Origin of the sequence: Micromonospora sp. NPDC051300, assembly GCF_044455315.1 — a bacterium.
Taxonomy (GTDB): Bacteria; Actinomycetota; Actinomycetes; order Mycobacteriales; family Micromonosporaceae; genus Micromonospora; species Micromonospora robiginosa.
The window spans coordinates 333,959-348,946 of the sequence record NZ_JBITEP010000002.1 but is presented as its reverse complement, the minus strand read 5'-3'; the positions used below and the strand labels follow the sequence as shown (position 1 = coordinate 348,946).

The 14,988-nt window shown below is 75.0% G+C and carries 11 protein-coding genes; 4 read left to right on the top strand and 7 right to left on the bottom strand.

The features are described 5' to 3' along the window. Positions 1 to 3 precede the first annotated feature (3 nt). Positions 4 to 1,350, top strand: a complete 1,347-nt coding sequence (locus tag ACIA5A_RS04685; protein WP_396756406.1) for a pentapeptide repeat-containing protein — start codon at positions 4 to 6, stop codon at positions 1,348 to 1,350. Positions 1,351 to 1,357: 7 nt separating this feature from the next. Here ACIA5A_RS04685 and ACIA5A_RS04680 read toward each other — a convergent pair whose 3' ends face one another. From ACIA5A_RS04680 to ACIA5A_RS04670, 3 genes are all read right to left on the bottom strand, one after another. Further along, positions 1,358 to 1,621, bottom strand: a complete 264-nt coding sequence (locus ACIA5A_RS04680) for a DUF6244 family protein (protein WP_089157165.1) — start codon at positions 1,619 to 1,621, stop codon at positions 1,358 to 1,360. A 136-nt stretch (positions 1,622 to 1,757) separates the two neighbouring features. Beyond that, positions 1,758 to 2,495, bottom strand: coding sequence for a hypothetical protein (locus ACIA5A_RS04675; RefSeq protein ID WP_396756404.1), 738 nt, complete (start codon positions 2,493 to 2,495; stop codon positions 1,758 to 1,760). After that, positions 2,492 to 5,101: an FtsK/SpoIIIE domain-containing protein gene (locus ACIA5A_RS04670; protein WP_396756402.1), complete on the bottom strand. Its 2,610-nt coding sequence runs from the start codon at positions 5,099 to 5,101 to the stop codon at positions 2,492 to 2,494. Before ACIA5A_RS04670 ends, ACIA5A_RS04675 begins: the two co-directional genes overlap by 4 nt. 185 nt (positions 5,102 to 5,286) lie before the next feature. Between ACIA5A_RS04670 and ACIA5A_RS04665 the strand changes: the two genes are divergently transcribed. Next, a complete protein-coding gene (locus ACIA5A_RS04665) occupies positions 5,287 to 6,696 on the top strand; it encodes an alkaline phosphatase PhoX (RefSeq protein WP_396756400.1) in 1,410 nt (469 codons plus the stop codon). Between the two features lie 129 nt (positions 6,697 to 6,825). Here the strand turns inward: ACIA5A_RS04665 and ACIA5A_RS04660 are convergent, their stop codons facing one another. From ACIA5A_RS04660 to ACIA5A_RS04650, 3 genes are all read right to left on the bottom strand, one after another. Next, positions 6,826 to 7,233, bottom strand: coding sequence for a hypothetical protein (locus ACIA5A_RS04660; protein WP_396756398.1), 408 nt, complete (start codon positions 7,231 to 7,233; stop codon positions 6,826 to 6,828). Positions 7,234 to 7,339: 106 nt separating this feature from the next. Continuing rightward, positions 7,340 to 10,066 (bottom strand): hypothetical protein, encoded by a 2,727-nt coding sequence (locus ACIA5A_RS04655; RefSeq protein ID WP_396756396.1) that lies wholly within the window; start codon positions 10,064 to 10,066, stop codon positions 7,340 to 7,342. A gap of 69 nt (positions 10,067 to 10,135) precedes the next feature. Then, positions 10,136 to 10,708, bottom strand: coding sequence for a TetR/AcrR family transcriptional regulator (locus ACIA5A_RS04650; RefSeq protein WP_396756394.1), 573 nt, complete (start codon positions 10,706 to 10,708; stop codon positions 10,136 to 10,138). A 165-nt stretch (positions 10,709 to 10,873) separates the two neighbouring features. On the opposite strand from ACIA5A_RS04650, the gene ACIA5A_RS04645 reads away from it, so the two are divergent. Further along, on the top strand, positions 10,874 to 12,388 hold the full coding sequence (locus tag ACIA5A_RS04645; RefSeq protein ID WP_396756392.1) for an MFS transporter: 1,515 nt from the start codon (positions 10,874 to 10,876) through the stop codon (positions 12,386 to 12,388). Between the two features lie 77 nt (positions 12,389 to 12,465). Here ACIA5A_RS04645 and ACIA5A_RS04640 read toward each other — a convergent pair whose 3' ends face one another. After that, on the bottom strand, positions 12,466 to 13,251 hold the full coding sequence (locus ACIA5A_RS04640) for an SGNH/GDSL hydrolase family protein (protein ID WP_396756390.1): 786 nt from the start codon (positions 13,249 to 13,251) through the stop codon (positions 12,466 to 12,468). Between the two features lie 199 nt (positions 13,252 to 13,450). Here ACIA5A_RS04640 and ACIA5A_RS04635 point away from each other — a divergent pair, with 199 nt between their 5' ends. Next, on the top strand, positions 13,451 to 14,986 hold the full coding sequence (locus ACIA5A_RS04635) for a M1 family metallopeptidase (protein ID WP_396756388.1): 1,536 nt from the start codon (positions 13,451 to 13,453) through the stop codon (positions 14,984 to 14,986). Positions 14,987 to 14,988 lie beyond the last annotated feature (2 nt).

The following is a 14,988-nucleotide window of genomic DNA, read 5'->3' as shown; positions in this document are numbered from 1 at the left end:
GCCGTGTCCGCCCCACCGCCGGAGAAGCCGCTGAAGGTGATGCCCTGGTGGCTGGCGCTGCTCGGGCTGCTGCTCGCCGGCCTGCTCGGCTGGCTGGTGCTCGACTGGCTGCTCGCCGAGGCCGACCGGGCCGTCCAGCCCGACACCCGCGCCACGCTGCGGGTCGACGCCATCCGCACCGGCCTCACCGTGGTCGCCGGCACCGGCGGCGGACTCGCGCTGCTCCTCGCCGCCCGTCGACAGTGGATCAGCGAACGCGGCCAGCGGCACCAGGAGGCCGTCGCCGCCCGCGACCAGACGCACCGCGACCGGGTGCAGGCGCACGCCGAGACCGTCGCCGAGACCGCCACGCGGCACCAGGAACGCCAGGCCACCGCCGCCGAGCACGACGCCGCCGAGCGCCGGCTCACCGAGCTGTACGTCCGGGCCATCGAACTGGTCGGCAGCGACAACCCGGGGGTACGCCTCGGCGGCCTGCACGCGCTGGAACGGCTCGGTCAGGACAACCCGGGGCAGCGCCCGACAATCGTGGCGGTGCTCTGCGCGTACCTCCGGATGCCGGCGCCCGACGACCCGCGCGAGACCGAGGTGCGCCGCACCGCGCAGCGGACCCTGACCCGGCACCTGCGGGCGGACCGGGACACCTGGTGGCCCGGCGTCGCGCTGGACCTGACCGGCGCCCGGCTGGACGACTTCGACGCCACCGGCTGCACCCTCGTCGACCTCGACCTCACCGGCGCGGTCTGCACCGGCACCACGAACCTCGCCGGCGCACTCGTGCACGGCCGGCTGCGGCTGACCGCCGAATTCGCGGACGTGGTCTGCGACGACCTCACCGGCGACGCCGAGATCGTGCTCGACGACGCCCGAATCAGCGGCCGGGCCAGCTTCGACCGGGCCGACCTCGGCGGCGAGATGTCCTGCCGGGGGACGCGCTTCGGGGAGTTCTCGTTCCGGGGCGCCACGTTGCGGCAGCCGAGCAGCTTCGACCGGGCCACCTTCACCGGCAGCGCCAGCTTCCGGGAGGCGGAGTTCCTGAGCGGACTGTCCATGGAGCACACCACGTTCGCCGCGTACGCCGGCTTCCACCGGGCCCGCTTCGCCGACATGGCGCTGTTCCGCTGGACCCAGTTCGGCGAGGAGGCCTGGTTCGAGGGCGCGCGCTTCGAGGGCGGCACCAACTTCGGCCGGGCCGTGTTCCACGGTCGGGCCCGCTTCGAGGGCGCCGTCCTGGCCCGCCGCCCCCTGGTCGACCAGGCCCGCGCGTCCACGGCGGTCACCCACGTCTGGCCGCCGGACGTCACCGTCACGCGACGCGACGGCGACTGGCTGGTCCTCACCGACCCGTGACGGCCGGTCAGTTGCCCAGCGCCTGGACCTTCGCGATGGTCTCCTGCACGTGCTGGCGGGCCGGCTCGCCACCCTGCGCGGCCTGGGCGAGCGCCTGCCGGTAGGCGTCGATCACCCCGATCAGCGGCCCCGCCGTGGCGCCTTCGAGCGCACCCGCGACGAGCGCCCGTGCCTCGGCCGCGTCCTGCGCGGCGGCAGCCGTGCGGGCCTTCGCCTCGTCAAGTTTCTGTGCCGCCGCCGCCAGCCTGGCGATGACCTCCGCAGCGCTCACAAGCCCTCCCCCGCGTCGCCTCCCGCCACCCTACCGCCCCACCCCGCCCCTCCCACCCCACGAAGATCGGCGACGCGAGGAGCCGACAACGTGACGGGGCGGCAAGCGGCCGAGGGAGCGGGCGGCGAATCGGGGGTCAGCGGAGGAGGCGGAAGAGGATCAGGTAGAGGCAGAACAGGGACGGGGAGACCAGGGCGCAGATGACGAAGCCCAGCGGGACGTAGCGCCCGGGCGGCGTCGGGCCGTCGGCCAGCACGGGGCGGCCCCAGCGGGCGAGCACGAGCTGACCGGCCAGGAAGGACGTCAACGGCACGCCCGCGCAGGACACCGCCGCCACCAGGTCCATCCCGGACACCGGCAGCGGCGAACCGACAAGCGCGATCAGCATGAGCACCGAGCCGACCAGCGCGCACCCGGCGTAGACCGCGACCGCCCGGGCCGGCGCCGACCAGGTCGGCAGCAGCACCGGCCGCCGGGCCAGCGCCTCGGTCTCCTGCCCGTGCCGGTCGGCCTCGTCGGCCAGCCGCCCGGCCGCCGCCAGATCCGCCGCCGGGTCGCCGGTGGGCACGCTCCCGTCGGGATACGCCCCGACACCCGACCGCCCCGGCGCGGCGGCTCCGCCGCCGGGCGTCCCGTCCCCCGATCCGGGTCCGGCGGCCGGCGGCGTGTCCGGGACGGACGCCATGGGCGTGCCGATCGCCTCGCCGAGCCGGTCGAGGTGGGCGCCCTGGGCGGTCAGCCGGCGTCCGAGCTGGTCCACACCGGACTGGAGTTCGCGGCGGCGCTGGGCCTCCACGGCGATCGCGCGCTCTCCGCCGCGCTGTCGGGTGGACAGCTCCCGGATCAGCGCGGCGTACTCGTCGAATCCGCTCATCCCGCACCGTCCTCGGTGAACGGCACGATCAGCGCGGTGCGGTGCTCGTGCCGGTCGACCAGCAGGGCCCGGCCCTCACGCGGCGTCCAGGCGAGGTCGTGCACGCCCAGGTGCAGGCCGAGGTCGGCGGCCGGCACGTTCAGCGCGACCAGGCCGGTGACGTCGTCGCGGTGCCCGCTGCCACCGAGGTCGTCGGCGAGCCGGCGCAGCCCGCGCCACCAGCCGAGCACGTGCACGCCGCGCCCCGGGCCGTGGCGCAGCACGGCGCGCAGGTCGTCGTGGCCGGAGCGGAACGTGCCCGGGTCGGTGGCGGCGAGCGTGCCGGCGGCCGCGTCCATCCCGAAGCCCACCAGGTAGGTGCGGCCCGGGGCGGGGGTGTCGCCGGCCGCCTCGGCGAGGAAGGCGCGCAGCGCGGCGGCGTCGAACCGGCGCACCTGGTGACCGGCGGCGGCCAGCGTCATGGCCAGGTCGTCGGCGAGGTCGGTGGTGCCGGGGGCCAGCGGCGCGAACAGGAAGCGGGCGGTGCCCGGGGCGTGCTGGCGGGCCAGGGACAGCACGGCGCTGCGCAGCAGCTCCGCGCCGGCGGCGGCGGTGCCCACCACGGCGAGGTGCCGGCCGGGGCTGGCGTCGAGGGTGAACCCGGCCGGGCTGCCGGCGACGTCCACGACACGGCCGACAAGCGCGTACGGCGGGTCGGCGCCGGCCGCCAGCGCGGCCCAGGCGGGGTCGTCGGCGAGCCGGGGCGTGTCGTGTCCGCGGAACACCGACGGCGGCGCGGATCCGTCCGGCCGGGCGGCGTGCAGCTCGTGGCGCAACGCCGCGAGGTCGGACGCGGCGGCGTGCGCGTCCGGGAAGCACACCTCGACGTCGGCGCCGGGCGCGCCGGCGGCGGTGTTCACCACCCCGGTGCCGACGGTGAGCCCGCGCGCGGCGTCGTTGCGCGGGTCCAGCACGGCATCGCCCCCGGGCAGCGCGATCCGCAGCGGAAACTGGCCGAAGATGGCCTCCGCGCGGCCGTACAGGGCCTCGATGCCTGTGGTGCTCTGGCTGGCCAGCACCAGGTGCAGGCCGTACGAGCGGCCCTTGCGGGCCAGTTCCTCGATCAGGTCGACCGCCTGCCGGGCCAGCGCGTCGTTGCCGGCGAACAGCACATGGAACTCGTCGACGACGGTGACGATCCGGGGCGGCCGGGCGTTCGGCGGCACGTCGGCGAGCCGGCTGACGCCGTGGCGCTTGAGCAGGTCGGCCCGGCGGGCCAGTTCGGCGCGCAGTTCCCGGAGCACGGCCACGCCGTACTCCCGGTCGGACTCGATGCCGACCGCGCGGGCGTGCGGCAGCCAGGACGGGTCGCGCCCGGTGGGCACGAACTCGGTGAAGCTGACCCCCTCCTTGAAGTCGAGCAGCATCAGCCGCAGCTCGGCCGGGGAGTAGCGGGCGGCCAGCCCGTAGAGCACGTCGAGCAGCAGCACCGTCTTGCCGGCGCCGGTGCGCCCGCCGACCAGCCAGTGCGGCGTGGCGTCGTCGAACGCGACGGTCACCGGTTTGCGGCCGGCGCGGCCGAGCACGGTCCGCAGCCCGGAGCCGGCCGACTCGGTCCAGCGCGACGCCGGCAGCAGGTCGGCGAACGTGACGCCGGAGCTGTCGTCGGCGGCTTCGGCGAGCCGGCGGGCCAGCGCGGTCACCGCGGCGTGCGACGGGTCGCCGTCGAGCACCACCGGCGCGGCCAGTCCACTGCCGTCGGTGCTGAACGGCCGCCCCGGCGGATCCCCCACCAGGGTGTAGCGCTCGGTGACCCGGAGCTGGGTGGTGGCCCCCAGCGGCGGCGCCCCGCCCGGTGACCCGGACGCCGCTCCCGCGCCGGGCGGCCACGGCCCGGTCGCACCCGGCCCGGCCGGCCACTGCCCGCCGGCACGCCCGGCCGCACCACCCGGCCCGGCCGGTGAATAGCCGGCCAGCAGCACGCAGACCGCGGCGGCCGGGCCGGCGTGGGTGAGCGCGGCCAGCCGGGCCAGCTCCCGCGCCGGCGGCGCCGACGCGGCGACCACCACCAGCAGCTCACGGTCCTCCGGGTCGGCCCGTTGGGCGGTACGCGCGTGCCGCTCGGCGGCGTCCAGCAACGCGGTCGTCTCCGCCTCCGTGGTCGCCGCGGCGCCGAGGACCCCGGCGTCGTGCAGCGGGCGCAGCGGCAGGAACGCCGCACCGAACGCGGCCTGGTCAATGCCGACCACCCGGACCGCGCCGGCCGGTGCGGCGGTGAGCAGCCGCACCACCACGGCACGCAGCAGCTCGCCGACGCGCGGGTCCCGGCCGTCCGCGTCGATCGCCAGGTGGGCGCCCGCCCCCACCGGCACGAGCACGGGGAACGCGCCGTCGACGGTGGTCGCCTCGCCGAGGCGTACCGGAACGGGGTGGGTCGCGACGCGGGCGGTGCCGGGCACCGCGGCGGCCAGCTCCCCGCCCAGGCGGGCCAGCCGGGCGACAAGTTCGGGGCTGCCGACGGGCGCCGGGCCGGCGGCGCCCAGCGCGCGCCGGGCCGCCTCCCAGTGGCGCAACGCCTGCCGGTGCCGGTCGACCGCCTGCCGGTACGCCGCCGCGAGCCTGTTCACCGTCCGCCCTTCGACGCCGTCTGCGATCGAGGGAACCCTAACGGACGCGCGCGAGCGGGGCACGGGACGCTCGGCACCCGAGGTTCGTCCACTGTTCACCCGCCGGCGGCCGGTCCCGCCGCCCGCCGTTCCCGCGCCGCGACTTGCCTGCCAGTGCAACCTCGTGTGCACAGGAAGGCGACGACGTGACCTCCTCTCCCCTCTCCCGGCGGGCCCTGCTCGGTGGCGCGGCCGGTGGCCTCGGCATCGTGGTGGCCGGCAACCTGGACGCCATCGCCGGCCCCGCCGCGGCCCGGGCCGCCTGCCGTCCCGCGGTCGGCTACGGCGACCTGGTGCCGGACCCCGCCGGTCTGCTGGCCCTCCCGCCGGGCTTCTCGTACACCGTCGTCGCGCAGGCGGGCGCGACGCTGCTGGAGTCGGGCCAGCCCACCCCCAGTGACGCCGACGGCACCGGCTGCTTCCGCGGCCCGCGCGGCTCGGTGCTCGTCAACAACCACGAGATCGGTGGCAGCGAGCCCTACCCGGTGCCGGCGCTGCCCGGCCTCACCTACGACCCGGGCGCGCGCGGCGGCACCACCACCATCGAGGTGGACAAGCAGGGCCGGCGGCTGCGCGAGTACGTGAGCGTGGCCGGCACGCACAACAACTGCGCCGGCGGCATCACCCCGTGGGGCACCTGGCTGACCTGCGAGGAGACCGAACAGCGCGCCGGTGGCCAGTTCCTCAAGGACCACGGGTACGTCTTCGAGGTCGACCCGCACGACCGGGCCGCCAACGCCGACCCGGTGCCGCTGACGTTCCTCGGCCGCTACTCCCACGAGGCGGTGGCGGTCGACCCGTACACCCACTCGATCTATCTGACCGAGGACGCGAGCGGGCCGAACGGCCTGTACTTCCGGTGGACGCCGCCGCCCGGCTTCCGGGCCGGCAAGGGCGCGCTGCGCGCGCTCGCGCAGCGGCCGGACGGCGGCACCGCCGGCACCCTGGAGGCGATGCGCTGCCTGCGCGGCGACGGGCACGTGGCGGACCTGTCCGAGGCCACCACGCCGGGTACCCGCTACCAGGTGGAGTGGGTGGAGGTGCCGGACCGGGACGCCCGGACCGTGTCGGTACGCAAGCAGTTCGCCGACGGCGAGGTGACCCGCAGCCGCAAGCTGGAGGGCGCCTGGTGGGGCGACGGTGGCGCCTACTTCGTGGCCAGCTACGCCCGGCTCAGCGACGGCAGCGTGCACGAGCACGACGGGCAGGTCTGGTTCTACGACCCGCGCCGGCAGACCGTCACGCTGAAGACCATCTTCGGGGTGAACACCGACCCGGAGGCGGACAACGGCAACTACGACGGGCCGGACAACATCACCGTCTCCCCGTACGGCGGGGTGATCCTGGCCGAGGACGGCGAGGGCGTGTCGCACCTGGTCGGCGTCACGGAGCAGGGCAAGGCGTACGCGCTGGCCCGCAACGAGCTGAACGACAGCGAGTTCACCGGGCCGACGTTCAGCGCCGACGGAAAGATCCTGTTCGCCAACATCCAGACCCCGGGCTACGTCTTCGCCATCACCGCCCCGTGGGGCCGCCCGAGCAACGCCCACCGCTGAGCGCTCCTGCCGGCCGGCGGCCCCCGCCCCGGGAGCCGCCGGCCAGCCTCGTCGATCTTGCACTTGTCGCCCCGACGAATGGGGGCATGAGCCGCGTTCCGCGGGCCGAAAGTGCAAGATCGACGGGTGTCAGAGCGCGCGGGTGACGTGCTCGGCGATCGTGCGGAGGGCGGTGGGGTCGGCGGTGGACAGGACGTTCACGGCGACTCCGGGCTCGGTGAGCCAGAAGGCCTCGGTGTCGCCGATCAGGCCCGGGCCGTCGGGGTGGGGGAAGCCGGCCAGCTCGGCGGTGGCGGGGTCGCGCTCGTGGTAGTCGGCGAGGAAGTCGCGGAGCGCGCCCAGGTCGGTGAGCTGGTCGCCCCGCAGCACGTGCACCCGCAGGTCGACCCGGTAGCCGTCCTCGACCTGGCGCTCCCAGACCCGGGTGGCGAAGCGGACCCCCTCCCACTCGGTGGCGAAGTCCGACACCTGCTCCCCGACCCCGCCCGGCAGCTCTCCGATGTGGAACCCGTCCAGCTCCCCGCCGTCACGCGCCATCCCGACCTCCACCCAGATCTTGGAAGGAAACGGCCCCCGGGAGGGCCCTCGGCTTCCAAGATCTCGCAGCGGCGGGTTCACCGCCACCCGGAATGCTCCGACGCCGTCACCTCCGTGCGGAAGCGCAGCCGGGATCCGGGGCCGCGTCGGCCACGCCGCAGTGGAAGACCTCGACCGGCGCGGCCGCCACGTCGGGCACCTTCGCCACGGTGAGCAGGGCCAGGCGCTTGGCGACCGGCTCGCCGGAGTCCGGGGCGTACCGGATCAGGCCGCTCACCCCCGGATAGCCGCCGGCGGCGTTCTGCCGCAGCACCTCGGCGTGCACGCCGACCGGGTTGACCGCGCGCGGCTCCCAGCGGCGTCCGGTGTCCGCGTGCCGCAACCGGGCGGCCAGGATCTCCAGCGCGCGCACCATCATCATCGCGGCGTCGTAGGCGAGGCTGACCCGCTCGCCGACCGGCGGGCCGGCGCCCTCCCGGCAGCGCGGCGGGTCGAGCAGGTCGTCCGCGCCGATCCAGGTGAGGAAGCTGCCCCGGGCGTCGTCCCGGGCGGCCTGCGCGGCCCGCAGCGCGGCGCAGGTGGCAAGCGACGCCTTCGACACGTACGTGACCGGCAGGTTGCCCGGCGCGCTGGCCCGCAGCCCCGGGTTCGCCATGTAGCGGTTCACCGAGTCGTCGGCGACGAGGTGCCGGGGCGGGTCCGCGCCGCACTCCTTGAGCGCGCGCAGGAAGCCGTCGAACTCCGACCAGCGGCCGGCGAAGAAGAGCATTCCGGACCAGCCGCACTCCTGGGTGAGCCGGCGCCCGCTGCGCCACTCGTCCAGGCGGGTGAGGCGGGCGCCGAACCGCTCCCGCAGGCCGTCGACGAGGGTGGAGACGTAGAGGTCGTCGGTGAGCGAACTGCGCTCGCCGGTGGTCCAGTAGACGTGCGCCTCGCCCACCCGCAGCACCTGCCGGGCGTACGCCTCGACCATTCGGGCCTGCTCCCGGTTGGGCGCGGACATGGCCAGGTAGAGGCTGGAGTTCTCGTCCATCCGGTCGGCGGACAGGGTGGGCGCGAGCACCGGCAGGCCGACCCGGTTGAGTTCGCGCAGCGCCGCCGCCGTGCTGGTGCGGCTGTCCACCAGCCCGACGACGCCGAGCACGGTCGGGTCGTCGCGGGCCAGGCCCTCCAGCATCCGTACCGCGTCGCCGGCGTGGCGCATCTGCCGGCCGGCGTTGGCCACCACGATGTGCAGCAGCGCCGCGTCGTCGGCCGCCGCCGACTCCTTCAGCAGGGCGTACTGGGCGGTGGCCATGCCCTCCAGCTCCTCGCGCTCGGAGACGTAGGACTCCTCGTCCGCACGGGTCAGGTTGCCGGTGAGGCTGCCCAGGTAGACGAGCGTCAGGTAGGGGCGGCGGCGGTCGCTGCGCCGCCACACCTCCTCGGTGGCCCGGTTCTGCGCGAAGACGCGCCGCTGCACCGCGCGCAGCCGGTCCTGGCCGGGCTCGCTGTTGAAGACCTGCCCGGCGGTGTCGCTGTAGCCGACGCACTCGCCGCCCACCAGGCGCACGCTCACCCGGTCGGTCGGCCAGGGGCGACAGTCCGGCGCCCACCGCCCGTGCGCCCAGACCCCCACCCCGGCGAGCAGCACCACGGCCACCGCGGCGGGCAGGAAGCGCCGCGCCCACCAGGGCGGATCCGGCGCCACAAGCGCCGGCGGGGCAACCCCCGGGGGTACGACCGCAGCGTCCTCCTCCGCCGCCAGCACCACCAGCCACGTGCCCGGGCGGCGCAGCCGCCGGCGTTCCGGCAGCGCCTCGGCCCACTCCTCGTACGCCTCCTCGGCCTCGACCATCGGCCGCGGCGCGGCGGGTTCCGGCGGCGGGTCGGCGGCGACCGCCACCACCAGCAGCGGGTCGTTGCGGCCGGTCTCGTTGCGGACCTCGTCGACGATGCGGACCAGGGTGTGCCCGACGTTGTCCGGGCGCACGCCGTCGAGCAGCACCACCGGGTAGGCGGTGCGACGCCAGTCCCCCGGCCGCCAGAACCGCCGCCGGTAGGCCAGCCGCAGGTCCTCCAGGAACGCGTGCAACAGCAGCTTCTCCACCTGCGCCGGGTGCTCGCCGTCGCGCCAACCGGCGGTGAGCCGCTCGGCGAAGCCGAGGAACGTCACCGACTGCCGGGGCGCCAGGTACTGCTGGCGCATGAACCAGCGGTACTGCCGGCCGACCAGCGGCACCCGGCCGGAGACGGCGATCCGGAACACCACGCTGGGCACCGCCCGGCGCAGCAGCCAGAGCAGCAGTTGCAGCGTGGCGCCGAGCCCGGAGTCGCCGCCCACCTGCGGGTCGTCGCCGGCCCGCCGGCCCCGCCAGTCCCGCAGCCGGCGCACCAGCGAGGCCCGGCCGCTGTCCGCGGCGTCCACGTCGACGGCGAGCGTCTGGTGCATCAGCCAGTCGGCGAGCGGATAGTGCCGGAACCGCAGCCGGGGCGCGCCGAACGCCTCCAGGGAGAGCTGCCGGTGCAGCTCGCGCAGCGCCGCCGCCACGTCGTCGGTGGCGGGCCGGTCGGCCAGGTCGAGCACCGCGTGCGGCACCCGGCGGCCGGTGCCCCGGGCGGTGAAGCGGCGCAGCAGGCCGGCCACCGCGCCGTCGCCGGCCGGCCGGAGCAGCCAGAGCAGCGGGAGCCGGCGGTCACCGCGGCGGGGCCGCCGCAGCAGCCGGGCCAGCAGGGTGAGCAGCTCCAGGCCACCGGCCGGGAGCTGCTCCCGGGTGGGGCGGGGCCGGGTCGCCGGTTCGCGCATGGTCACCTCCGGGTGACTGCCGGTGTCCCACCATTGTCGACACCCCACGCAAGAAATGTAAGGAAGGGCCCCCTGTTAACGCCTGAGGCATAGGAGGGGGCCCCGCTTAACACCTCGTCACCGAGGCGGGCGCAGGCCGTCCAGTGCGATGGTCAGCACCCGGTCGCGCTGGGCCGGGTCCGGGAACTGATAGGCGGCGAGGCCGCTGATCAGGCGCACCACGTCGTCGAAGTCGGCGTCCGGCCGGGCGGCCCCGGCGGCCTGGGCGCGGCGCAGCAGCGGCTCGCCGGCGGCGTAGATCTCGGTGCGGCAGCTCCGGAACACCTCGGAGTCGTGCACCAGCTCCTCGGCGAGCGCCCGCTTGGTCCCGACGTACGCGACGAAGCGGTGCAGCCAGCCGACCAGGGCGTCCCACGGGTCGAGGTCGGCCAGGTCGGCGGCGGAGGCGCTGAGCGCCCGCACCTCCTCGACGTAGACCGCCTCGAACAGGTCCCGCCGCTGCGGGAAGTTGCGGTAGAGCGTGCCGATGCCCACGCCGGCCCGGCGGGCGATCTGCTCCAGCGAGGCGCTCGCGCCGCACTCGCCGAACACCTCGCGGGCGGCGGCGACCAGCGCGTCGTAGTTGCGCCGGGCGTCGGCCCGCTTCGGGCGCCGCGCGAAGACCTCGGTCGACCGGTCGGCACTGGGCATGACGCGCGTCACTCCTTCCCTCTTGCAACCGGAGGCACCCCTCCACTACGTTGGTGGAGGCACCCCTCCGGATAGCGTACTCCGAGGGCCCCGGCCCGATGCGCCGCCATCGCCGCCCCACGCGCGAGCGGCCGACCATCTCGTACCGAACGGGAGTTCTCCCACATGATCGACACCTTCCGGCGCGGCTCGCGCCGGATGACGTTCCTCGTCCTCGCGGCCGGCACCGGCTTCTTCGCGATGCTCCAGTCGCTGATCACGCCGGTGCTGCCCACCATCCAGCACGACCTGCACACCTCGCCGAACACGGTGACCTGGGTGCTGACCGCCTACCTGCTCTCCGCGTCGATCTTCACACCGATCCTCGGCCGGATCGGCGACATGGTCGGCAAGGAGCGGACGCTCGTCGTCTCGCTCGCCGCGCTCGCGCTGGGCTGCCTGCTGGCGGCCGTCGCGCCGAACATCGGCGTGCTCATCGCCGCCCGGGTGGTCCAGGGCATCGGCGGCGCCGTCTTCCCGCTGTCGTTCGGCATCATTCGCGACGAGTTCCCGGCCGCCCGGGTCAGCTCCGCGGTGGCGTCGATCTCGGCCGTGGTGGCAGTGGGCGGCGGCCTGGGCGTCGTGCTCGCCGGCCCGATCGTGACCACCCTGGGCTACCGCTGGCTGTTCTGGATCCCGATGGTCGTGGTCGGCCTCACCGCGCTGGCCGCGCACCGGTTCGTGCCGCGCTCGCCGGTACGCACCCCGGGCCGGATCAACTGGGCCAGCGCCGTACTCCTCTCCGGGTGGCTGGTGGCGCTCCTGCTGCCGGTCAGCCAGGGCGCCGCCTGGGGTTGGGGTTCCGGTCGGGTGATCGGCCTGCTCGCGCTCGCCGCGGTGCTGCTGTCCGGCTGGCTGGCGGTCGAGGCCCGCGCCGCGAACCCGCTTATCGACCTGCGGATGATGCGCCTGCCCGCGGTCTGGACCACCAACCTGGTCGCGCTGCTCTACGGCGCCTCGATGTTCGCCGTCTACGCCTTCCTGCCGCAGTTCGCGCAGATCCCGACCAGCGCCGGCTACGGCTTCGGCGCCAGCATCACCCAGGCCGGACTGCTCATGCTGCCGATGCTCGTCGGCATGTTCGCCGCCGGCCTGCTGGCCGGGCGGCTGGAGTCCCGGTTCAGCCCGAAGGCGCAGCTCACCACCGGCGCGGTCTTCAACGTGACGGCCGCGGCGATGCTCACCGTCGCGCACGACACCCGGTGGGAGGTCGCCCTGGCCGGGGGCCTGGTCGGACTCGGCATCGGGCTGGCGTTCGCCTCGATGGCCAATCTCATCGTGGGCAACGTGCCGGCCTCGCAGACCGGCGCGGCGACCGGCATGAACGCCAACATCCGCACCATCGGCGGGGCGATCGGCGCGGCGCTGGCCAGCACCGTGATCACCGCCGACCCACAGCCGAGCGGGCTGCCCCGGGAGGCCGGTTTCACCGCCGGCTTCCTGCTGCTCACCGGCATCTCGCTGGCCGCGGCGCTGGCCGCGCTCGCCGTACCGTCCGGACGGCGCGCCCGGCCGTGGCGGCGCACCGGACCGACGCCGGAGGTCGTGCCGACCGCGCTGTCCCCGGTGACGCCCGGTACGCCCGCCGCCGCGACCGCACTGCCGGAGAGGATCGGCGGGCTGGCGCCGGCGGGCCGCTGAGCCTCTCCGCCTCGGCGGTTGTTAGGAGGGGCCCCCTGTTATGCAGAATGCGTTAACAGGGGGCCCCTCCTTACACCTCAGCCGATCGCGGCGGTGAGCGCGGCCAGGTAGCCGTAGCGGTAGCCGTTCGCGTTCGGGTGGTACGCCTCGATCACCCCGCTGACGTCGCGGATCCACGGGTCGGCAGCGCACACCCCGTGCCCGGTGAAGGCCGGCCGCGCGTCGACGAACGTCGCCCCGGCCGCGGCGGCCCGCCCGGCGGTGACCCCGTTCAGCACGTCGGCGGCCTGGTTGAGGATGGTGCGCTTGTAGCTGCTCATGGCGAGCAGCCCGCAGGAGCCGGTCTCGAACAGGCGCGGGTAGCCGAGCACCACGAGCCGGGCGTTCGGGGCCCGGTCGCGGATCGCGGCGTAGGTCGCGTCCAGCCGGCCGGGCAGCGTCGCGGTGGCGAACGCCTTCGCGCCGGCCACCGCGCTCTCGCAGCTCGACGTGCTGCCGAAGCGGCAACTGGTCATCACGTCGGCGAAACCGGCGTCGTTGCCGCCGATGGTGATGGTGACGAGCGTGGTGGTGGAGCTGAGCTGACCCACCTGGCTGTTCAGCACGTCGGCGGTGACCGCGCCACCGCAGGCCGGGAAGCGGAAGCTGGTGACCGCGTGCGCCGCCGCCCAGAGCGGGGCGTACGACTTCTGGCTGCGCAGGCAGGTGGAGAGGTCGTACGGGCCGGCACCGACGCCGGAGGAGTAGGAGTCGCCGAGGGCGACGTAGTTGACGGTGGCCGCCCGGGCGGCGCCGGGCAGGAGCACGGCGCCGAGGACGGCCGCCAACACCGCGGCGAGCGCGGTACGGACGCGACGGGACATGACAGGACCTCCACGGGACAGGGGTGGTGGAGCCCGTTGACCGCGCGCGTGGCCGAGGGGTCGTGCTTGTTACTAGCGGGTAATGCTATCGAAACATTCGCAAAAATTGAATAGCTGTCGGCTCCCGGGCGGGGCAGATCCGTTTACATGCGTCGATTAGGTTCAGGGTGCGTACACCCCGACGGAGGGAGTCCCACCCGTGCGACGCGCACTCCCGGCGGCGATCGCCGCCCTGACGCTCACCACCGCCGTCACCACCGTGACCGGCGCACCCGGCCAGGCCGCCCCGACCGGACCGGGCCGCCCGCACGTCTCGGCGGCCACCCCCACGCCGGGCAGCCCCGGGTTGGGCGACAGCTACTTCCCCGACTACGGCAACGGCGGCTACGACGTCGACCACTACGACATCCGGCTGCGCTACGACCCGGCCACCGACCGGCTCAGCGGCACCACCACCATCCTGGCCGCCGCCACCAAGGACCTGTCCCGGTTCAACCTCGACTTCGCGCTCGACGTGGAGTCGGTGCGGGTCAACGGCTGGGTGGCCGGCTTCGCCCGGGCCGGCGACCACGAGCTGGTCGTCACCCCGCCCCGGACGCTCCTCAAGGGCCAGCAGCTCACCGTCGTGGTTAACTACGCCGGCGTCCCCTCGCAGACCAAGGTCTACGGCTACACCGGGTGGACCCGCACCGCCGACGGCGCGCTCGCCGTGAACGAGCCCGAGTCGGCCTGGTGGTGGTACCCGAGCAACGACCACCCGAAGGACAAGGCCACCTGGGACATCTCCGTCTCGGTGCCGACCGGCGTGGAGGTGGTCAGCAACGGCGTGCAGCCGCGCGACCCGCTGCCCGAGGCGGGCAACCGCACCCGGTGGAGCTGGCGCAGCGTCAAGCCCGGCGCCACCTACCAGGCGTTCCTGGCCATCGGGCAGTACGACATCGTCACCGACACCGCGCCGAACGGGCAGCCGGTGGTGAACGCGTACAGCACCACGCTGGGCGAGCGCCTGCCGGCCGCCCGGGCCAGCATCGAACGCACCGCCGAGATCGTCGACTGGGAGAGCGGGGTGTTCGGCCCGTACCCGTTCGAGGCGCAGGGCGGCGTGGCCGGTCCGATCGACGGCATCGGGTTCGCCCTGGAGACGCAGACCCGACCGGTCTACGGCCCCGGCTTCTGGCGGCGCGGCGCGAACCCCTACGTGGTGGTGCACGAGAACGCCCACCAGTGGTTCGGCGACTCCGTCTCGGTGGCGGCGTGGCGCAACATCTGGCTCAACGAGGGCTTCGCCTCGTACGCCGAGTGGCTCTGGTCGGAGGAGCAGGACGAGGGCACCGCGCAGGAGCTGTTCGACTTCACCTACGACAGCTACCCGGCCGACTCGGAGTTCTGGCAGGTCCTCCCCGGCGACCCGGGCGCCGACCGGGTCTTCGACGACGCCGTCTACGACCGGGGCGCGATGGCGCTGCACCAGATCCGGCTGGCCGTCGGTGACCCGGCGTTCTTCCGGATCCTGCGCACCTGGACCGCCCGGCACCAGTACGGCAACGGCACCATCGAGCAGTTCCAGGCGCTCGCCGAGCGGATCTCCGGCCAGGATCTCGACGCGGTGTTCACCACCTGGCTGTTCACCGCCGGCCGGCCCGAGGTGGGCGCCGCCGCGCGTACCTCGGCGGCCCCGGCCCGACCGGCGTCCTGGTCGAAGATCCGGGCGGCGCACGACCTGCTGCACCGCTGAGG